Consider the following 20,637-nt stretch of genomic DNA (forward strand, 5'->3'; position numbering starts at 1 on the left):
CGCATCTAACGCCAACCTCCCTTGATTTCAAGTCTCGATTTCGCCGCCGCAGTTGTGACGCCCTTTCAGGACGGCACCAAAGGCAGCTGCGATAGCGCATGGTTCAGGATCAGCGCGCCATAGGCACCATTCTTGTGCACCCGGTCATCTTCTTCCGCGCCCAGGCTGGTCGCATAGTCCCGCCGGGTCAAGCCGCCATGGGTGATGGTCTCTTCGGGTTGGCGCAGCAGATGCACCCCGTCTGCTGCCATGGCCTGCGCAATTTCGTCCCACAGCGCTGCGCGGGCCTCGGGCGTTGCCTCGCTATCAAGGGTCTCTGCCAGCTCCTCCTCGCTCAGCGTGCCCTCATTTAGAAAACCGGCCGGGGAAAAGAATACAGGCCGGGCCTTGGCAAATTCGCGCGCGGCACGATAGCCCCGGCAGCTCTCGAGCCAGCGATCCAACATCAAGCCACGCACCGCCGCGCTCAGGTAGCCCGGGCTGCCCGGCTGACTGCGCAGCAGCGGCACCAGATAATCCGAGCTGCGCAAACGGCAACCGATAAAGAGAAAGCCATCATAATCCTGCGGTGCCAGAGCGGTACTGCGGGCCGGATTGATCTTGGCCAGACTGGCCTGGGCCGCTGCGGTGGTCGCCACCAGGCGCGCGTCTTGCAGGTGCAGATCGCGAAACTGCGGCCCCGGCGCGCCCCAGTATTCCAGCACGACGCCATCCAGCGCCAACAGACCTTCATCCTGCGCATGTTTGATACAGGCGATATGACTGTCGCCAAAAACGCAAAAGCGCAGGCTCGCCTGCGGGGCATTTTCGGTTTGATCCGTCCCCGCCTGCCCCGTCTTGGGCTTATCCAAAGGCATCCAGAAACTCCTCATCGCATTGCAGCGCGCGTGCGCTGGGGGCTGCCCCCTTGTCCTGCCCCTGCCGCCCCCCTTTGCCCTGCCGCTGCAGCCAGGGGAAAGCAGCATTTTGGCAGGCAAAGAAACTCTCCATCACGTGGTTGACCCCCTGCGGCACCACGCTGCGCTGGTTCGGGGCATAGAACATACCACGATAGGCCGGGTGGGTGATGATCTCGTAGGACGGAAAGTAATCCACCTGCGCAAGCTCTGCCGCCAGTTCCCCCGCCACCGCGCGCAACACCGATTTGGAATGACTGGTCGCCGTCAGCACATGCTGCCCCGAGGCCGTGGCGGTCAGCGGCACCGGCGACACGGTCAACAGCACCTTCAGCTTGGGGTTTGCCTGGCGCAGCATCTTGATCGCGGCGCGCATATCGCGGTGAATGCCAACAAAGCTCTGGTTCACGAACTCATGCTGATCCGGGTCGAATTCTCCGGCCAGGGTCCCCGGACACATGGCATATTCCAGTTCACTTTCCCGGTGCCGCCAGCATTCGGTCAGCCCCATGGTGAAGACAAAGACATCCGCCTCGCTTACCGCCCTGCGCAGGGCCGCCAGCACCGCGCCGCGCGCGCCCTGCAGATCTGCCAGATCGACAAAGCCATCTGGTTCGATCCCCGGGCGCAGGGGATCATAAAACCGCCCCGCCTTTTCCCAGTGCTCCACCGGGAGCGGGGCCTCTTCGAGGGCATAGCTCAACCATTGGCGCAGCATGCGCGCAGTGTAGATATTGCCCGTTCGGCAAGAGAAAATCCCATAGTTATAGTCGCGCGCCTGGGTCTCGCTCAGCAGTTTTGGCGCGGGCTCCGCATCCAGCCAACGATAGCCACGCGCCACCAGAGCCCGGCTGAAATGCTGCGCAAAACACGACCCGGCCGTTATAACCCTGTGCCGCCGCCCGATCGGGAACTTTGGCTGCCACAACTGGGAAATTTCCAGCGGGTTATGCGCCGCCACCGCGCGCTTCCAAAAGGCCCGTTCGGGCAGCCCCACATAGGGGTTGGGGGTTTGCTCGCTCATGTCGTCACGCCTGCCGATAGATCTGTTCCGATTTGCGCCCAGCCTAGGCGCGACGCCTGCCAAAAACAATTGCTTTACGCAGATCGGACAGGCGCCCAGCACCCCGGATCAGCCCCGCCATGCAGCCTGATCTCTGCCGCCATCCCCCACAAAACGGCGACCAGCCCCCCCTGGCAAGGGAAAGAAACCCAATTTTAATGCCCATACCCTACCCCTAGAGAGACGGCCTGAAAGTCTCAGAACGATGACTGGCCGCCAATTGCGTGACTGTGAGATAGGATTCCATGAACATCGCTAGATCCATGACCAAAGCCGAACAGCCGGAACGAGATCAAAAGCACCAAGACGCCGCCAGGATCTATGGTGACATCCTTGCCAAGTTCCCAAAGAACACCCGTGCGCGGGATGCCCTGATCGCCTTAAAGACAACGCCCCGGCAAGAGCTGCCCCTATCAGAGGAACAGCAGAACGCACTGCGCGCTGATTTTGCGGCGGAAAAATACGCCGCCGTTGCCAGCACCTGCGCCGCCTTGCTGAACAGCAACCGGAAATCGCATTTTCTGTGGAACATGCTGGGGAATTGCCACCTGAAATCCCAGGATCTGGACGCAGCAGCAACCTGTCTCAACAAGGCCTGTGAGCTTGCCCCCAGGGATGCGGCAACCTTTGCGGCCATGGCGGATGTCTGCCGCGCCCAGGGCCAGATCGACAATGCGCTGACCCTGTATCGCAAGGCTCTGAAACTGGATGAAACCCTGGTCTGCGGCCTCAGCAACATGGCTGATACGCTGATTGGGCTGGGGCGGCTGAACGAGGCAACGCCACTGCTGCAGCAGGCCGCCAGCCTTGCCCCCGATGATCCGGACGTACTGTCCAACTATAGCAATGTCCTGCTGAAAACCGGCCAGACCCAAAAGGCCAAGGCCCTGCTGGAACGCGCCACCGAACTGGCCCCCCAGCTGGAGAATGCCCAGTATAAACTAGCCCAGCTTCAATCCATGGATGGCGACACGGAACAGGCGATCGAAGGCTTCAACGCCATGCTGGAAAAGACCCCCGGCGATGACCGTACCCGCGCCGAAAAACTGCATGCCCAGGCACAGCTCTGTGATTGGGGCTGGGTGGCGGAATACCAACGCCTGCGCCGCCAACTTGGCCTCGCGGGACAGGCCTGCCCGCCCCTTGCCGCGCTGACCTTTGAAGACAACCCCGACCTATTGCGCCTGCGCATCCAGGCCCATGCCAACGCCGCTCTGCCCTCGGTTCGCGCCGCAAGGCCGCTCGCGGCGGAACAGCTGGGACAGGACCGTCCCCAGCGCCTGCGCATCGGCTATTTTTCCCCGGACTACCACGACCACGCCACCATGCGCCTGATGGCCGGGCTGTTTGAAGCCCATGACCAGAGCCGCTTTGACATCATTGCCTATTCCTATGATGCCACCCCCGCCGATGCCATGCGCAGCCGGATCCGCAAGGCTGTCACCAGTTTCAAGGATATCAGCCGCCTGTCTGACGCAGAGACCACCCAGTTGGTGCAGCAGGATAAGCTGGATATCGCGGTGGATCTGAAGGGGTTTGCCCCAAACAGCCGCACCGCGCTATTTGCCGAACGGCTGGCCCCGCTGCAGATGTCGTATCTGGGCTTTCCCGGCACCCTGGGCAGCACCGCGATGGATTATCTCATCGCAGATTCCGTTACCTGCCCTCTTGGTAGCGAACGCTATTACGAAGAACACTTGCTGCGCCTGCCCCATAGCTATCAGGCCAATGACAACAAACGGCACATTTCAGCACATCAATACACCCGCAAGGACTGCGGCCTGCCGGACAGGGGCTTTGTGTTCTGTTCCTTCAACAGCAGCGACAAGATCACCCCGGCCGAGTTTGACATCTGGATGCGCCTGCTCGATCAGGTGCCGGGCAGCGTGCTCTGGCTGCTGGATTGCGGCGACAGCGCCAAGGCCAATCTGCGCCGCGCCGCGCAAGAGCGGGGCCAGGATGCGGACCGGCTGATCTTTGCCCCCCATCTGCCGCAGGACGAGCACCTTGCACGGCACCAGGCCGCCGATCTGTTCCTTGATACCTTTGTGGTCAATGGCCATGCCACAGCCAGCGATGCGCTTTGGGCTGGGCTACCGGTCCTGACACTGCCGGGGCGGCAATTTGCAGCCCGCGTTGGGGCCAGCCTGCTCAGCGCGATCGACATGCCGGAACTCATCGCCAGTTCCGCCGCCGACTACGAGAGCCGCGCCCGCGATCTGGCCTGCGATACCGATGCCCTTGCCGCCCTGCGCAGCAAGTTGCAGCGCAACCGCAGTACCACCGCATTGTTTGACACCACCGGCTTTGCGGCGGCGATAGAGCAGGGTTTTGATATGGCCTATGACCGCCATCTGCAGGGGCAGGGCCCGGCGCATCTGACGGTCAGCAAGGGTGGCGCTGCACGGCCCGACCCGATGGACCCCGCCTTTCTGCCAACAGGGCAGGGTCTGCCACGGGCCCAGCAGATACAAGTGTAACCCCACAGACACATGGCCCGCGGGGAGACTCGCGCGCCATCCCTATTGGCACAGTGCCGCTGGCCGAAATCACCAAGGCCGGGATTTTTCACCAACTGCCTGCTTGTCGATCAGACCCATGTCTGCCATCCAGTTTAGGCAGGTGGTCCCGGTAGGGGTGCGCCAAAGGATTAAGACAGCCCGAGACACCTGAAATGGCAAACGACCCCCAAAAGAACATCCTGCTCATCAGCATGGATGATGCAGTGGCCTTCTGGAAATATAAGTCGATCTTTGGCGGGGCGCTGCAGACGCCCAATCTGGACCGGATCTGCGCCCAGTCCACCAGCTTTCATTCTGCCTATTGCCAGGCGCCGGTTTGCAGCCCTTCACGGGCCAGTTTCATGTCGGGACTGTCGCCGCATCACACCGGCGTCACCAAAGCCGATGCGCATTATTTTGACAAAGTCGCGCCGCCAAAGATGTGGCCAGCAAAGCTGCGCAAACAGGGCTATTACTGCGCGCCGGGTGGCAAGGTCATGCGCGGATACAGTGCCCTGCCCCAAGAGGTGCACGAAGAGATATATTCAACGCCTCACAGCGAAAGCCTGGGGCAGTTCACGCTTGGCAGGCGCAAGCGCCATTTTGCAGGCCGGGTGATCCCCGATCAGGTTGAATATGGCGGCCACCGGGGCGGCCCCGCCACAACAACACCAGAGAGCGACAACCAGCTTTACGACAACCAGGTTGCGAACTCTGCCATCGCCTTTCTACAGTCCTACGACCAGGACGCCCCCTTTTACCGCGAGGTCGGCCTGCAAAGCCCGCATGGCCCCTGGACCACGCCTGCGCGCTTCAAGGAGATGTATGATTTCAAAAGCCTGAACCAACCCAAAGACTGGGCGCGCGGCTTTGATCTGACCCAGACGCCCGCAGAACTGGCGCGGGAAAATATCGACAGTCGCCGCCGCAGGTACTGGCGGCAAAGTGTGCGGAACTATTTTTCCGCGCTGTCTTACGCCGACTACCAGATTGGCCGGGTCTGGGATGCGCTCAAGGCCTCGCCCCATGCGGACAACACGCTGGTTGTCATCCTGTCGGACCATGGAATGCACCTGGGAGAGCGCAACTGGTTTGGCAAGTCCACCCTTTGGGAACAGGTGGCCAATGTGCCGCTAATCATTCACGACCCCCACCAGCCCGAGGGCCAGGTGATCACCGATCCAGTTGGGCTGATTGATCTTGGGCCAACCCTGATGGCATATCTTGACTTGCCCCCCATTGCACATAGCGCCGGACGTTCTTTGCTGCCGCAGATCCGGGGCGCAAGGGTGCCTGACCGCGCCGTGCCGACCTTTTTTGAGGATCATGCCGCGATCCGTAAGGGGCGTTATCGTTTCATCCGGTATGGCGACGGGGCCGAGCAACTCTATGATCTGACCGAGGACTGGTGGCAGACCACCAACCTGAGCCCCGAGCACCCGGCCTATCAAGAGATGCGCCAGGCCCATGCGCAGTGCTGTCTGGACTACGGGCTCGATTTGTCTGCACCACCAGCCCGCCAGCCCAATGCCGCTACCAACGACACTGCCACTGACGGGAAAACCACCCTTGCCTAAAGCCTGCTGCACGCCCCCCCCGCCAACCGGGCCAAAGCAAGGCACCGCCGCGCGAAAGCAGGCCATACAGACAGGCCGACCCCTGCCCCGTCAGCCCACAGACCTATGTGAAATTCCCGGCGGGCCGGGACTTGTTGGCACCCGTCACCCGCTGCACCCAGAGGATGGCGAAGGCCCGCTGCGGCGGCAACTGATCCAGCCCTTTTCCCTGTGCGCCAGTGCGGTCAGCAACGCAGAGTTTGACGCCTTTGTCACCAAGACGGGATATATCACCGAGGCCGAAACCTATGGCTGGTCCTTTGTGTTCTGGGCCGACCTTGCCGCACGCGCCAGGGCAACTCATTCGGTGGATGGCATCGCATGGTGGCGCCGCGTCGATGGGGCCAACTGGCGCAATCCGCATGGCAGTCGCGCCGCAGATCCAGAGCTACCACCAGACCACCCGGTGGTGCATGTCTCCTGGAACGACGCCCGCGCCTATGCCAACTGGGTTGGCGGCCGACTGCCCACCGAAGCAGAATGGGAACATGCCGCGCGCGGCGGCAAAGCAGATGTGCGCTACCCCTGGGGCGACGACGAACCGCAAGAGGAGGGTTTTTTGCCCTGCAACATCTGGCAGGGTCCGTTTCCCAGTGCCAACAGCTGCGCCGATGGCTATGCCAGCACCGCGCCGGTACGCGCCTTCCAGCCCAATGGCTATGGGCTGTACAATATGGTTGGCAATACCTGGGAATGGACCGCTGACCCCTTCCGCATCGCCTCGCTCAAGAAACGTCTGCGCCAGAGGGCAAAGGCGATGCAGGGACACAAAGTGCTGAAGGGCGGATCTTTCCTGTGTCACCACAGCTACTGCCACAGATACCGCATCGCCGCACGCACCGGCAACACACCCGACAGCACCACCAGCCATCAGGGGTTTCGCATCGCCTGGGATCCATAGCAGTCGCCAGGCCGCAGCACAAAGCTGGATTATTATGGGCAGGGGCACCAGGAACCTAGCCCCGCGTCAGCAGGGCCAGGCTGTTCTCATGAGTGGTGAACTGTAAGGAAAGCGCCGCTTAACCTGCGGTCGGCAGAAGACCTGCTTCCTGGGCCGCCTGCACTTCGTCCAGATCAGCGGTGCCATCGGCATTGGTATCAATCTGCACAAAGACTTCGGCGGTAAGCTCTGGATAGGCTACCTGAAGTTCTTCGAGGGAGAAGGTGCCATTTCCGTCGGCATCCACGCCAGCGACAGATTCAGCTGCAAGTGGAGATGCGGTCAGAGCTGCGACAGCAACGGCGGCTAGGGAAATCTTGGTCATGTTGTACACTCCATTCATTATTCTGTGTTTTCTTCGGCGCGCCTTCATCTCTGCGGGCCGTGAACAAGAGGTAGGCCCGGCATCTACGCGCCTCCAGCCCAGGATGGCAAAGGCCGGATTTCCGGCGCCGTGCCGCCAAAACAGCCATGTGTTGTGTGCGCTTTACTGCCGCTCTTTTTGATTGAGTGTTTTTCCGCCGGCACAGCCCGCCCGATCCTGCGTCTTTTTGCCGATGCAGACCCGTTCTGGGCACAAGACGACCAAATTGGGCGCCCTGCAAAGGGGCTGCGAGTCGCCACTGCCCCCAGTCTCAGCTTTGTCGCCGCCGGGTCATACCCGTGCCCTTCGTTGTCATCCCGCCTCAACCTAGATGCCACGGTGCAAATGCCTGTCATGGAAGCGAGACATGGATGGCGACAAGCGCAATACAGCGCCAGGTGCCGGTTCTTCCCGGTCAAAGTGCCAAGTTGGTTAGGGTAGGTATCAATCTTCGGTGACGATCACACAGAAAACAATGCAAGCAATATGGCGGTGGACCTGAAGCAAGGATAATTATCCTGCAGATAAATATTAAACCCCAACCATTATCAGGCGGGGTTGTTTTCTAGCTAGGGTAGCCAAAATGCAAAATTGTATTCCAAATGTTTTTATTAATTTCCTTCAGCTCGGATATCGCCGCCTCGATATCTTCTGCAGCCGCATCATTCAGCGGTCTAGATTGTCCAATCTTGAGGGTATCTTTGCGATCCGCAATTCTCATTAATATTGTGTGTGGATTACCGCCTTCGGCGTCAAATGCATAAATGCAATGATTGTATCTGTTGCGTAATGCCGACTGCCGCTGAATGCGACCTGTCAAATCCAAAATAGCACTTCTTTCAACGGCATCAATTTTGTCAAGTTTTGACAGCCGCTCGACCAGATCGATACGCGCGCGCGTGGTGTTCAATGTCAGGAAAATAACCGTGGCTGTTTCTTTATCCAGACCAGCAAGCCCGGCTATTAAATGAATGAGCAAACTTTCGGTGTTGGTCCAAACATAGTTCAGCTTGCCGACAAGCAAGAGGAAGGCGTCAAAGTTGAGCTGCTTTTCCGCCTCACTCATTGGGTGACCTGCGCGCCCCCCTGGTTTTCAAGGAACCAAACCGCCGCCTCTGTCCTGTTGTGCACGCCAAGCTTGGCGATCACATGGTGGATATGCAATTTTACCGTATGCTCTGACAAACCCAACCGATTTGCGATAAGTTTGTTTTGCTTGCCCTCCGCCACACAGGACAGGACCTCTGCTTCGCGCAGGGTCAATCGAACCCCGGATGCTCCATTGGTCGGCGTGTTGTTCTTCCCTTCTGGCATCCCGCAGGGCGCGGCATGACCATCCCCGGAGCCGTTGTGAATTGGCTTTGCATCCATATTGTGGGCAGAAAAATCGTACAAATCACTTGGAATGAAGTTTTCACCACAGATCAAAAGCCGCAGCACCGTCAACCAGCGATCCATATCGCGATTCATCGGCAGAAACGCGATTCCTCCCGTTGGGCGTTGCCTGCCCACCTGCGTCAGAACCATGCGGGCCAGCTCGGGCTGTCGGAAGGCCAATGCCGTTGTTGCATTGGGAAATCGTTTTTGCAGCTCATCTATTACATCAATAAAACTATGTGCCATAGATTGATTTAGAATGATTGATCGCACCCGATCCGGCCGATCAAACTTGCGAGATAGCAGGTCTTCAATTTTTCCCAGCCGCCTGAACTTAACTGATCCTACACTGATCGTGGCCAGATCAATCGCGTGATCCGAGAAATCATGCGAATTCCCTACGAAAATACAGGTTATCGAATCAATTTTTTCTTCAACGTCCACCCTATGCTCCACTTGCTTACTACGCATCGTGCCTGCATCTAACGGCAATAAAAACTTTCAAAATCAAACCAATATACGGTGATTTTGCGCTCAGCCCTGTAAGAACAACTCTCAACTAGCTTCAGTTTTTTCAAAGTCTCGGGCGATAGCTCACGAATCTCTCAATGCGCCCGGATCTCAAGCATTAACATAAAATTAGCATAATTATATAGCGAAATCGGCATTTCTGGCGATTCTTTGCCGACCGCAACCAATAAGTGAAACCCCGCTTCACACACAACCGTCTCTATCAAACGGATTAGGTCCTCCTCCTCAAACGGATTACCGCCCCCTGCACAGAGACCAGGCCCATTGTGCTGCGAAGGCTCAGCACATCTCCAAAAATCAAATATTAACAATCAGTAACAAGAAACCCCACTGCTTAAGCCTTTTGGTTGGCTGGTTTTTCAAACCCAGTTTCGCAATGCTGCTGAAGGATGGTTCGGCAACCAGACCACAATTATCCAGTTCGGCATTTCCGCGACCATCGTTTCCAAAATCGAAATAGATAAAGGGGGGGCAAAACGAAAAACAATCATACTTTTTGGTGCCAGGTCAGGACGACTTCATGTCTCAACCTCATGTTCCTGTCGGCGCCACGGACTGAAAATCACCTACAATCCAACCGCAGACCCCGATGATCGCTTTTGAAATGAGTGGCGATCCGGACGATGCATTTTTCGGAGAAACACAATGGGTACGAAAAACAACCTCTTCCAGTTTGGTCCTTGGAACAATGACTCCCAGGATCAGGAACAGGATCAAGCGCAAGCGCAAGCACAGGCCGAACTTCAGGCCCAGCTGCAGGCGCAGGGTCAGCATTCTGATCAGGATCAGGACCAATCTCAATCCAGCGAAAGCTGGAATGGCAACCTGAACGGCAATGGAAATGGTAATGGGAACCATAACGGCAACGGTAATGGCAACCTGAACGCCAACGGCAATGGGAACCATAACGGCAATGGCAATCATAACGGTAATGGCAATCACAATGGTAATGGCAACCATAATGGCAATGCCAACGGAAATGCCAACGGAAATGCCAACCTGAACGCCAACGGCAACCACAACTCCAACACCAATACCAGCGAAACCACCGTTGGTGTCGACATTGATATCGATCTGAGCGGCTATGAGCCAACAGACGATGACTTTGCTGACATTGATCTGGACCATTCCAATGCTGGTGATTTCATCATGGCGCATGGCGACATTGACTACAATCCCGGCAATGATCTGGATCTGGACGACATGTTGAATGACGCGCTGAACGGTGCAGGCAACGATGCCGGAACGATCAACACGCAGTCCAACAACCTGCAAGACAATGATCACCTGAGCAACGTGTCCAACAGCGGCACGATGAACCAGACCAACACCTCTCACGGCGGCTTTGCGAAATCCGAAGACGGCATTGATGCTGACGCAGATGGCGGATCCGGTGGCGGCCATGCCGATGCAAACGGTGGCGTTGCCCTGGGTGGCTTTGGCATTGGTGGCTCTGCTGGTGCAACCGGTGGTGCAAGCGGCAATGGCGGCAACAGCGCGGCTGCTGGCGGCACAGGCGCAAACGGCGGTAGTGCCGCTGCAATCGGCCTGGGTGTTGGTATCGGCGGTGCCGGTTCTGACGCAGATGCCGACGGCGACGACGGGGGCGATGCTGCTTCCATCGGTGCTGGCCTTGGTCTGGGACTTGGTCTTGCCGGGTCGAATGCCGAAGGCGGCGATACCGGTGATGCCGGCGGTGCTGGCGTAGGCGTCGGTGCTGCAGGTGCTGGTGCGGACAGCAGCGATGGCGGTGACGCCGGTGCGGCTGGCATCGGTCTGGGCCTGCTTGGCCTTGGATTGGCCGGGGCTGACGGTGGCGACACCGGCAACGCCGATGCTGATGCACTTGGTGCTGGCCTTGGTGCCGGTTCGGGTGAAAGCGGCAACGGCGGCGACGCTGGTTCGCTCGCGGCTGCTGGCGGTAATGGCGCAGGCTTCGGCGCTGGCGGCAACGCCAACGGCGGTGACGGCGGCGATGCCGCCGCATGGTCTGCTGCGCTGAGCAACGCCCAGGGCAACGGCGGGATCAACCTCGCTGGGGCTGGTGACGGCGGCGACGGCTACGGCGGCCACTCGTGGGGCGGCGATAGCGGCAACGCATTTGGCGGCCACGCAACTGCTGGCGGCGTTCAGTCTGGCGGTGGATCCGGCGGCAATGGTGGCAACGCCACAACCGGCGCCGGTGGTGCTGGCGGTGATGCCGGAATGTGGGGTTCGCACAACGGTGACGACGGGTTCGTAACCGGGGAATCCTTTGCTTCGGCAGCCTCGCAGATCGACACCACGGCGTTTAACCAAAGCATCGTCATGGGTGCCAACGTGCTTGGCAACAGTGTCGACATGACCGTGGTCGGCGGGGGCTTCAGCTCCAGCTATATCGGCGACGACAGCGACGGCGCATAGGCCTTAATCACACCAAGCCGGGCCCAATACATTGGGCCCGGTTCCGTTCCAAAACATCCAACCACAATTGCAGACGGGATTGGTCTGCCAAAAAGCCAAGAAATTTATGAGGTGAGCGGCCATTCAATCGCAGAAATTGGGGCCAGTACAATGTTTGACAAAGTAACCGAAATCGTCGCCCACATGATCGGGTTCTTCCATATTGCGGTAGAAGAGGAACGCATGCGCGATGCCTATGACGACTTCAAAGCGCTCCAATTAGCAGATGCCGAAACAAATGATCTGACCAATATTGTTGTTACGTTCAAGGCCCCCTACACACTCACGGACTTTACCCCCGTTCTGGAATACACCCCGCCGGATTTGGAACAGGTACCCCAATTCTACGGCCCTGATATTCTGAACACTCACCTGCCCTACTATCATCCTTTGGCAGAGGGCGCAGACGAACTGGCATGGGCTGCATCAGGATCGGTTTCCCTGTCCTTCAGCTTCAATCGGCCTCACTTAACGCTGGAGCCTGCGGGCAGCGTTGTGACGATTACGATCCAGAACGCCTGGATGGAAGACAATGACGATCTCTTCATGAACGAAATACCGGCGGATTTTGTTGACCCTGCCGAGTATCTTACCACTTTGCAGAGCATCAATGCGATTGCACAGGCCCTGGGGGTGGTTGCAACCAGCGCGCCGCTGGACTTTAGCAAAAGCACCCTCGACACCGTGAAAGCCCTGCATGAAAGCATGGGTGACACAGATGGCACATCCCGCATTGGTGAAACCGTAACCGTCCAGCACGGGGATGATGCCTACGGCAGCTATGTGAATGGTGAAACCGTCGAAGAAACCCCGATTTTGGACGATATCATGCCGGCCTACTTCCAGGCGGAAAACCCCGATGTCGTGCTGAGCGATGACGCCCCCGAGGACGAGGAAGACCCCGACGCACTGGCAAACACCGATCCCTTCCAGGGGCTCGACGGACCATCGCCCGCTTCCGAACAGTTCGAGATTGATGACGGGCACCATTTGGTAACCGGTGCCAACGTCATGGTGAATGACGCGTCCATTTCCGTGGGCTGGCTTGACGCGCCGGTGATTTCGGTCATGGGGGATGTGGTCGACCTGAACGTGATAAGCCAGGTGAATGTGCTGTTCGAACACGTCACGTTGAACGCACAGGATGGGGCAACGGTCTCTGCCAACTTCAACGTGGCGACAATGTCGCATATCTCTTCACAGCCCGTCACAGACGACGCAGCCATGGCCGAGGACACAGGCGGCGCGCCCACCGGCCTGCCGCAAAACTGGGCGGTTACCCGGATTGATGGCGATATTATCATGGCAAACTGGGTCAGCCAGTTCAGCTTCATGACCGACCATGATCGCGCCGATGTCCAGTTCACCGGGAGCAACACGCAGATCGTGATGGGGGACAACACCATCGTGAACTTGGCCGGTTTCATGGAAATCGGATATGGCTACGATTTGGTGATGATCGGTGGCAACATGATCACGGTCAATCAGATCAGCCAGATGAACGTCGTGATGGATTATGACACCGTCACATTCACAGGCGATGTGCCTTTCGGCTTTTCCGGCGGCGACAACCTGTTGTTCAACGGCGCGAATATCTCAACCACCGGGATCGACAGCTACACGGATATGACCTCGAATTTTGCGAATGCGAGCAATGCATTTGCGAATGGCGCGACAACGATCAACGACAGCGTCGCCCATGATAACGCATTTGCAGGCGATGACATCCTGACCGTTTTGTACATCTCCGGGGATTTCACGACCCTCAATTGGTTGGAACAAACCAATATCATGGGAGATTCCGACCAGGTGCATATGGCACTTGATAATTTCCAAGCACAGACCGGCGCGTCGATAGAGCTGGTGACCGGCTCAAATGCCGCGATCAATACTGCATCCGTAAATATCTATGGCGTGGATTCTGAAGTGCGTGTCGGTGGCGAAGCCTACAGCGACGCGCTTCTTTACCAGGCCAATCTCATCGACACGGATGCAGATCCACTGGGCGTAGAGTTACCCGCGCTTGCCAATGAGGCCGTCGCATTTCTGGCGGAGGGAATGATGAGCCCGGACGGCGAGGCACCGTCTGATGCCGAAATCGTTGCAACAGCCCCCGAATACAGCGGGAACCCAGACATGATGCAAACAATGTTAGCATAATAGAATTGAGTACAAAAAATGTTAGATAAATCTGTTTCCGAAGCTGACCAAAGCATTCGCAACAAAACGCAACAAAACACCACCACGAACGGCGCAAACGGCACCGCGCAGAATGTTACAGCAAAACAGCCACTACTGCTGACGCCCGCACAACGATGCAACAAACCCGAGAAAATCGACACCAAGCAGCCTATCGCCAGGGGGATCGGTGGCGTTCAGATTGATGCCGATACCGGACCAGTCCTGAAGCCAGGCGGCGGCAAGCCACCTGCCAATACCAACAGCGGTGGTGGTGGTGGCGACGGTGGTGGTGGTGCAAAACCACAGTTTCACAAGCGCGGTGGCCCGGAACAATTTGCCCTAAAGCTGCGCCAAGGGCGAAAAGTCGTGCGCCGCAATCTCGGCTTTGTCATGCTGTTGACCTGCGCGACAAATCTTCTGGTGCTGGCGATCCCAATCTACCTATTCCAGATTTCCGACAGGGTCTTGACCAGCCGGTCGCTCGACACGCTGATCATGCTGACAATTGTCATCGCTGGTGCGGTGATCATGCAATCCATCTTTGATGCTGTCCGACGCTTCGTCTTGATGCGCACGGCCGTAGAGGTGGCTGTCCTGCTGGGCGCCCCAGTCCTGAGTGCGGCGGCACATGCCTCTCTGCAAGACAACGGCCGTCAGTATCAGACCTTGGGCGACCTGCAATTGCTCAGGTCCTTTTTGGTATCCGGTACGCTGATCTCGTTTTTGGATGTCCCCTTCGCCCCCCTGTTCATTACCGCGATTTTCCTCGTTCACCCGCATCTCGGCATGATTGTGATTGCGACGGCGGTTACGCTCATGCTCATTGCGTTGATCAACCAAAGGGCTACATCCAAACCCTTTGCAGAGGCAAATCAGGCCCAGTCGCGGGCAAACATGCATCTCGACTCGATGTCGCGCAACAGCCAGATCATCAACGCCCTCGCCATGGTCCCCGAGGCGGTCGCATTGTGGGGCCGTGACACCGCCGCGTCGCTGCGCGCCCAGGTGCTGGCACAGGATCGAAACATCATTTGGGCTGCCGTCTCACGCGGGGCAAGATTGCTCACCCAGATTGCGATGCTGGGCTGGGGGGCCTATCTGGCGCTCGAAGGGGAGATAACCGGCGGCATGGTCATCGCGGCCTCTATCATTGCCGGTCGTGCGCTGGCACCGATCGAAGGCTCGATCGAAGGTTGGAACGGCTTTTCACAATCCCGCGCGGCCTATGACCGGGTCAGCAACCTGATGATGTCATCGGTACAAAAGTACGAAAAACTCCGCTTGCCCCGCCCCGAGGGCCGTCTGAATGTCGAGCGCCTGCTCTTTGTCCCGGCAGGCACGAAACAGGTCATCCTCAACGGTCTGACGTTCAGCCTGAATCCGGGGGATTCATTGGCGGTGATCGGCAACTCTGGCGCCGGCAAGACAACACTGGGGAAAATGCTTGTGGGCTCAATTCTGCCGACCTCAGGCAACGTCAGGCTTGACCTGATGGACCTACGCAATTGGGATGACCGACAACTGGGCGAAAACATCGGCTACCTGCCGCAAGACGTGCAATTGTTTCCGGGCTCCATCAAGAACAACATCGCCCGGATGCGCGAAGGTGCCAGCGACGAAGACATCCATCGCGCCGCGCTTCTGGCGGATGTGCATGATATGATCGCCTCGCTGCCGCATGGCTATGAAACCATGGTCGCTGCCGATGGCTCGCCACTGTCGGGCGGGCAAAAGCAACGTATTGCCCTGGCGCGCGCCTTTTTCGGCAACCCCCGTTTTTTGGTTCTGGATGAACCCAACTCCAACCTCGACACCTCTGGGGACCGGGCGCTTGCCAATGCCATCCGCCACGCGGGCGAGGCCGGTATCACCGTGGTTGTCATCACCCAAAAACCATCACTGCTAAGCGTCGTCGACAAGATCATGCTGCTGGCGGATGGCAATATTGCACTGTTTGGCGAACGCAATCAGGTTCTGCAAAAACTGTCGGAACGCACAAACGCCGCTGGCAAGCTACCGCCACAAGGCAATGGAGGACAGGGCAATGCCTAACCCGATCGCACTTGCTGAACCGGCAGAATGGTATGACGATGTGCCCCGGTCGATCAAAAAGCATGTCTCCTTCGGTCTGTTCCTGATGATTTTTGGGCTTGGCAGCTTTGGGGTCTGGGCCTTCAGGGCGCCCTTGGCCGCCGCGGTCATTTCTCAGGGCAGCTTTGTTGCCACCGGCAGCAACAAGATTGTTCAGCACCTCGAAGGCGGCATCATCAAAGCCATTCTTGTCGAAGAAGGCGAAAACGTCGTCGCAGGACAGCCAATCGTGCTGCTTGATGAAACCTCTGCCCTTGCAACCGAACGCGAGCTGTTCTTGCGTCAGGTCAGATTGGAAGCGATGGAAAGCCGTATTCTTGCTGAATACAATCGCAAGGATACGCTGGTTTACCCCGCCAGACTGGAACAGCTCCGCTCAGACTACAATGTGGTCGCAATGCTTGATGGGCAGCAGATTGTGTTCGACGCCGCCACCCAGCAATTAAAGAATGAAATAAACCTGCTAGAGCAAAGCATCGAAGCCCTGAAAAGCCGGTCGGTCGGCTATGAAAAACAACTGGCTGCCACCCAGGCTCAACTGGAAATTCTGGAAGAAGATTCTCAGGCGAAAGAAGTGCTGTTGGAAAAGGGGTTGGTGCGCAAATCGGAATACAACACCCTGCGCCGCGCTTTGGCTGAAGCCCAGGGCCAGATTGGCCGCCTGCAATCCGAAATCGACGAAACCGCCTCGCTGTCCCAGCGCTACCAGTCGCAGATCTCGCAGACCATCAACGAAACCCAAAGCGCAGCACTTGACGAGTTGCAAGCGGTACAATCAGAGCTGGAAAGCGTTCGCGAACAGGCCCGCAAAGCCGAAAGCATCCTCACCCGGACCGAAATTGTTGCGCCGGTTTCAGGGACGGTTGTTCGCCTGCACTATCACACTCCGGGCGGTGTCGTCGAAAGTGGCAAGGCTATTCTGGAAATATTGCCCACCGGCGAACCCCTGATCATCGAAGCCCAGATTCCGCGCACCGAAATTGACGTGGTCCGCAAGGGGCAAGCTGCCACAGTCAGGCTGACCGCCCTGAACCAACGCACAACGCCAATCCTTGAAGGCAAGGTCTATTACGTATCCGCAGACGCGATTCTGGACCGCTCGCAAGAGCTGCCACAAGAAATCTATGTGGCGCGTATTTCCGTGGCCCCCAGCGAATTGCAGCGCGTCAGGGGCTTTACCCCCACTCCGGGCATGCCTGCCCAGATCATGATTCAAACCCAGAACAGGACCTTCATCCAATACCTTATGAAACCTGTCGCAGACAGTATGATCAGGGCATTCCGGGAACAGTGAAGTACCCCGTCCCCCAAATCCTGCGCCGCTATCCTGCAGCAGTCCCGGTTCGCGGCCACAAGATGGCGGCATCCCCCCCGCGCGGGGGTGATCAGACAGACAGTGTTTGCCGTGCTTCACGCGCGAGGGCCTCAACCTGATCCCAATCCGCCGCTGCGACCAGCGCATCGGGGGCAATCCAACTGCCCCCCGCACAGAGAACATTTGCCAGATCCAGATAGCTCTTGGCATTGGCAAGGTTGACGCCGCCGGTTGGGCAGAAACTGATCTGCGGCAGTGGCGCGCCAATCGCCTTGAGCGCGGGCGCACCGCCAGAGGCTTCGGCGGGGAAAAACTTCTGGGTGGTAAAGCCACGTTCAAGCAGGCGCATGGCTTCGCTGGCGGTGGCCGCGCCGGGCAGCAACGGCAGTTCTTCCTCCAGGCAGGCCTCGATCAAGGCATCCGTGGCACCGGGCGAGACGCCAAAAACAGCGCCAGCCGCCTTGGCATCGCGGACATCCTGCGGCGTGACCAGGGTGCCAGCGCCCACCACACCGCCCTCGACCTTTGCCATGGCTTCGATCACCTGTAGCGCCGCAGGCGTGCGCAAAGTGACCTCCAGCGCAGGCAGACCTCCGGCGATGAGCGCCTTGGCCAGGGGGGCCGCATGGGCCACGTCACGCACCACAAGCACCGGCATGATCGGTGCCAGATTGCAGATGTCGCGGGTCACGCTGCGGGCGGCTTCGGAATTCAATTTCATTGGGTATCACCTTGGTTGAGACGGGCAAGAATTGACTCTCGGGCGGGGATCGACGCAACAGCCCCGTTGGTTTCGACAGAAAGAGAGGCCGCCGCGCAGGCAAACCGTCCGGCGGCAACAGGATCGCCAGTTCTGGCATATTCAGCCAGAAAGGCGCCATCGAAGGTATCGCCAGCCCCGGTTGCATCACGCAGATCGGCTGGAAAGGCGTCGATCCTGTGCTGGCCCTGCGGGGTTGCCACCAGCGCGCCCTTTTCAGCCAGCGTCAGTACAACCATCTGTACCCCAAAAGACAAGAAGCGATCGCAGATCTCGGTGGTGTCGCTGGTGCCAAACAGGGCTTGGCAATCTTCGATGCTCGGAAAAACCAGATCCACCAGGGGCAGGATTTGCTGCAACGCCCGCCAGGCCTGGGGCGCCGACCAAAGGTTCAGCCGCAGATTGGTATCAAAAGACACCTGTGCCCCGGCCGCGCGTGCCAGTTCTGCGGCCCGAAGTGCCGCGGCGCAGGAACTGTCAGAAATCGCCTGGGTGATGCCGCTGAGATGCAGCACACCTATCTGTTCGAACATCTGCGGGGTCAGGTCTTCCGGGGTAATCTGGCTGGCAGCGGAACCGGCGCGGCGATAGGAAAACTGGTGCCCCTGCGGGCCGTATTCGATGAAGTATAGCCCGGTCTGCGCCCCCTCCTTTTGCACAATGCGCGAGGCGTCGATGCCTTCCTCCTGGTAGAGTGTGAGAATATGATCGGCAAAGCCGTCACTCCCCAGGTGGGTCAGCATCCCGGATGTGGCCCCGGCCCTGCGCGCCGCCACGGCGGTGTTGGACACGTCACCGCCAATGCCGGGGCGGATCATATCTTTTTCAAGCCAGGAAAATTCAAACATCGGTTCGCCAAAACACAGGATGTCCAGTGGGCGGCGGTGGGGCGTGGTCATGTGGACGGTCCTGTAAAGCTGTTGGCATCCTCTGGGTGCAGTGCTTGGTTGGCGGCTGCAAAGTGGCGGCGCATCGCATCGCTGGCGGCGGCGGCATCGCCCTTGGCAATGGCCTCTTGGATACGGCGGTGATCCTCAAGGATACGGTTTTGCGCCTCGGGCGACGGCTGGGCGCGCCGCCCTGCGGTGATAGACTCTTTTATGATCCGGCGCAGCGGCGTGACGATATAGACATAAAGCGGGTTATCCGTGGCCTCGGCAATGGTCAGGTGAAACAGATAGTCCAGATCGGCAAAGGCTTCGGGATCGCGCACCGCCTGTTCCATCTGGGCGCAAAGCGCAGCAAGAGCCTCGGCCTGGGCGGCGGTACGGTTGGTCGCAGCCAGCGCGGCGGTAGCGGTTTCAATGCCTTGGCGCAGTTCCAACACCTTGCTAACTGAAAACTGCGCGGTGGCGAGCCCATGACTGAAGGTACCGGCCAGAATATCTGGGTTGATGGCATTGACCTGCGCCCTGCGCCCATTGGAAATCTTGATGTGCCCGGCCCCCGCCAGATGGGCCAGGGCCCCACGGATCACCACCCGGCTGACCCCGGCGCGCGCGCCCAGCTCTGCCTCAGAGGGCAGCCTATCGCCTGGGCGAAGCCTAGCCTCGGCAATCATGGACAGGATGCTGTCGGCCACGCGGGAATAAAGCGGGCGCCGATCCAGGTTGTCAAAGTCATCACTCACGGCAATCCCTTACGCGTGGGAGGCAGAGCAGGGGGCTGTGCCTTGCAATCCTGTATACCTATATTACAGGTTGACGCAACCCGGCAAGAGATATGTTTGCCCCTGTTCAGCCAAGCAACCAAAGTAACAGCCGCCGGAGAACAAGATGCCCCCCCGACAAAGAACTGGTGCAGGGGGCACAGGGGGTCCAGCCGGGTGCCTCCCGGTGGATCCGATCCAATGCCTGACACCACGCCAAAGTCCGCAACGGCCTACGGCCTTGCCCCTTTACGCAATCCTTTCTGGATCACCCGAGGGATTTTCACTACTGCTGCCAAGAGGGGTGCAAATAGGCATGGACATGACAGCAAAACCGAGCAGACAGATTTTCATCAAGTTCCTTCTCCTCTGCTGCCTTCTCGTCGGGTATTTTGGCTATCTCAGCTACGAATACGATATCGCAACCGGCGGCGCAGCAGCACTGATCACCTGGAGTTTCTTTGTCCTGTGTACGCCAGTGGCCGATGCCGGGTTCCTGCTGGATTTTCCCCTTCGATTGCTGTTCGGCATTCGCATGGTCGTCTCGGAAATCGCCGTCTGGCTTGTGGCGTTTGGCCTGAATGCAGCACTGATGCTCTATGGTCCTGGCTACTATAAAACGACCGTCCTCACCGAACTCTTGCACACCATACTTACGAACCCATTCCCATATTGGGGTATAATCATGCTGTCCGGGTTAGGCACATTTCTGTCGATCCGCTTCGGGGATGAGCTGATGGATGTCATTCGCCACCGAGATCGCGCCTTCTTTCATTCCCACCATTTCAAGCATGAACTGGTATTGTTCGCCTTCTTTTTGCTGGTGCTCTTTATCTATTACCGGACTATCTCTGCCATCGGCATGGACGCCGTCATGAAGTAGACGCAGCCCCCCGCGGGGCGGCTATTGCC

17 protein-coding genes are annotated in these 20,637 nt (G+C 58.4%); 8 read left to right on the forward strand and 9 right to left on the reverse strand.

Features of this window, described 5'->3' with window-relative positions:
• Positions 1-65: 65 nt before the first annotated feature.
• Both ACN0VH_RS15830 and ACN0VH_RS15835 read right to left on the reverse strand, forming a co-directional pair.
• Positions 66-857, reverse strand: a complete 792-nt coding sequence (locus ACN0VH_RS15830) for a hypothetical protein (protein WP_417701183.1) — start codon at positions 855-857, stop codon at positions 66-68.
• Positions 844-1,920 carry a GSCFA domain-containing protein gene (locus ACN0VH_RS15835; RefSeq protein WP_417701185.1) on the reverse strand — a complete coding sequence of 359 codons (1,077 nt, stop codon included), beginning with the start codon at positions 1,918-1,920 and terminating at the stop codon, positions 844-846. The genes ACN0VH_RS15830 and ACN0VH_RS15835 overlap by 14 nt, the downstream gene beginning before the upstream one ends.
• A gap of 284 nt (positions 1,921-2,204) precedes the next feature.
• On the opposite strand from ACN0VH_RS15835, the gene ACN0VH_RS15840 reads away from it, so the two are divergent.
• The 3 genes from ACN0VH_RS15840 to ACN0VH_RS15850 all read left to right on the forward strand — a co-directional run bounded on the left by ACN0VH_RS15840 (position 2,205) and on the right by ACN0VH_RS15850 (position 6,977).
• A complete protein-coding gene (locus ACN0VH_RS15840; RefSeq protein ID WP_417701187.1) occupies positions 2,205-4,439 on the forward strand; it encodes an O-linked N-acetylglucosamine transferase, SPINDLY family protein in 2,235 nt (744 codons plus the stop codon).
• A 194-nt stretch (positions 4,440-4,633) separates the two neighbouring features.
• Positions 4,634-6,037, forward strand: coding sequence for a sulfatase-like hydrolase/transferase (locus tag ACN0VH_RS15845; protein ID WP_417701189.1), 1,404 nt, complete (start codon positions 4,634-4,636; stop codon positions 6,035-6,037).
• Positions 6,030-6,977 carry a formylglycine-generating enzyme family protein gene (locus ACN0VH_RS15850; RefSeq protein ID WP_417701191.1) on the forward strand — a complete coding sequence of 316 codons (948 nt, stop codon included), beginning with the start codon at positions 6,030-6,032 and terminating at the stop codon, positions 6,975-6,977. Before ACN0VH_RS15845 ends, ACN0VH_RS15850 begins: the two co-directional genes overlap by 8 nt.
• Before the next feature lie 118 nt (positions 6,978-7,095).
• Here the strand turns inward: ACN0VH_RS15850 and ACN0VH_RS15855 are convergent, their stop codons facing one another.
• From ACN0VH_RS15855 to ACN0VH_RS15870, 4 genes are all read right to left on the reverse strand, one after another.
• A complete protein-coding gene (locus ACN0VH_RS15855) occupies positions 7,096-7,341 on the reverse strand; it encodes a penta-EF hand family protein (RefSeq protein ID WP_417701193.1) in 246 nt (81 codons plus the stop codon).
• A gap of 604 nt (positions 7,342-7,945) precedes the next feature.
• Complete coding sequence (locus tag ACN0VH_RS15860; RefSeq protein ID WP_278923965.1) at positions 7,946-8,446, reverse strand: hypothetical protein; 501 nt, start codon at positions 8,444-8,446, stop codon at positions 7,946-7,948.
• Positions 8,443-9,201 carry a response regulator transcription factor gene (locus tag ACN0VH_RS15865; protein WP_278923964.1) on the reverse strand — a complete coding sequence of 253 codons (759 nt, stop codon included), beginning with the start codon at positions 9,199-9,201 and terminating at the stop codon, positions 8,443-8,445. Before ACN0VH_RS15865 ends, ACN0VH_RS15860 begins: the two co-directional genes overlap by 4 nt.
• A 618-nt stretch (positions 9,202-9,819) precedes the next feature.
• Positions 9,820-10,446 carry a hypothetical protein gene (locus ACN0VH_RS15870; RefSeq protein WP_417701196.1) on the reverse strand — a complete coding sequence of 209 codons (627 nt, stop codon included), beginning with the start codon at positions 10,444-10,446 and terminating at the stop codon, positions 9,820-9,822.
• Here ACN0VH_RS15870 and ACN0VH_RS15875 point away from each other — a divergent pair.
• The 4 genes from ACN0VH_RS15875 (at position 10,438) to ACN0VH_RS15890 (ending at position 17,296) form a co-directional block, all read left to right on the forward strand.
• Positions 10,438-11,691 carry a hypothetical protein gene (locus tag ACN0VH_RS15875; RefSeq protein ID WP_278923962.1) on the forward strand — a complete coding sequence of 418 codons (1,254 nt, stop codon included), beginning with the start codon at positions 10,438-10,440 and terminating at the stop codon, positions 11,689-11,691. The two genes, ACN0VH_RS15870 and ACN0VH_RS15875, sit on opposite strands and share 9 nt — an antisense overlap.
• A 150-nt stretch (positions 11,692-11,841) precedes the next feature.
• Positions 11,842-13,890: a type I secretion protein ATPase gene (locus ACN0VH_RS15880; protein ID WP_417701198.1), complete on the forward strand. Its 2,049-nt coding sequence runs from the start codon at positions 11,842-11,844 to the stop codon at positions 13,888-13,890.
• Positions 13,891-13,908: 18 nt separating this feature from the next.
• A complete protein-coding gene (locus tag ACN0VH_RS15885) occupies positions 13,909-15,963 on the forward strand; it encodes a type I secretion system permease/ATPase (RefSeq protein ID WP_278923960.1) in 2,055 nt (684 codons plus the stop codon).
• Entirely contained in the window at positions 15,956-17,296 is a 1,341-nt protein-coding gene (locus tag ACN0VH_RS15890) for an HlyD family type I secretion periplasmic adaptor subunit (protein ID WP_417701200.1), read from the forward strand. Before ACN0VH_RS15885 ends, ACN0VH_RS15890 begins: the two co-directional genes overlap by 8 nt.
• A 91-nt stretch (positions 17,297-17,387) precedes the next feature.
• Here the strand turns inward: ACN0VH_RS15890 and eda are convergent, their stop codons facing one another.
• Genes eda through ACN0VH_RS15905 form a run of 3 tightly spaced genes read right to left on the reverse strand, consistent with a single transcriptional unit; the run spans position 17,388 to position 19,707 of the window.
• On the reverse strand, positions 17,388-18,038 hold the full coding sequence (gene eda / locus ACN0VH_RS15895; RefSeq protein WP_278923958.1) for a bifunctional 4-hydroxy-2-oxoglutarate aldolase/2-dehydro-3-deoxy-phosphogluconate aldolase: 651 nt from the start codon (positions 18,036-18,038) through the stop codon (positions 17,388-17,390).
• On the reverse strand, positions 18,035-18,976 hold the full coding sequence (locus ACN0VH_RS15900; protein WP_278923957.1) for a sugar kinase: 942 nt from the start codon (positions 18,974-18,976) through the stop codon (positions 18,035-18,037). Before ACN0VH_RS15900 ends, eda begins: the two co-directional genes overlap by 4 nt.
• On the reverse strand, positions 18,973-19,707 hold the full coding sequence (locus ACN0VH_RS15905; RefSeq protein WP_417701203.1) for a FadR/GntR family transcriptional regulator: 735 nt from the start codon (positions 19,705-19,707) through the stop codon (positions 18,973-18,975). Before ACN0VH_RS15905 ends, ACN0VH_RS15900 begins: the two co-directional genes overlap by 4 nt.
• A 334-nt stretch (positions 19,708-20,041) precedes the next feature.
• Between ACN0VH_RS15905 and ACN0VH_RS15910 the strand changes: the two genes are divergently transcribed.
• Positions 20,042-20,608, forward strand: coding sequence for a hypothetical protein (locus ACN0VH_RS15910; protein ID WP_417701205.1), 567 nt, complete (start codon positions 20,042-20,044; stop codon positions 20,606-20,608).
• Positions 20,609-20,637 lie beyond the last annotated feature (29 nt).

Origin of the sequence: Pseudophaeobacter sp. (assembly GCF_048267565.1) — a bacterium.
GTDB lineage: Bacteria > Pseudomonadota > Alphaproteobacteria > Rhodobacterales > Rhodobacteraceae > Pseudophaeobacter > Pseudophaeobacter profundi.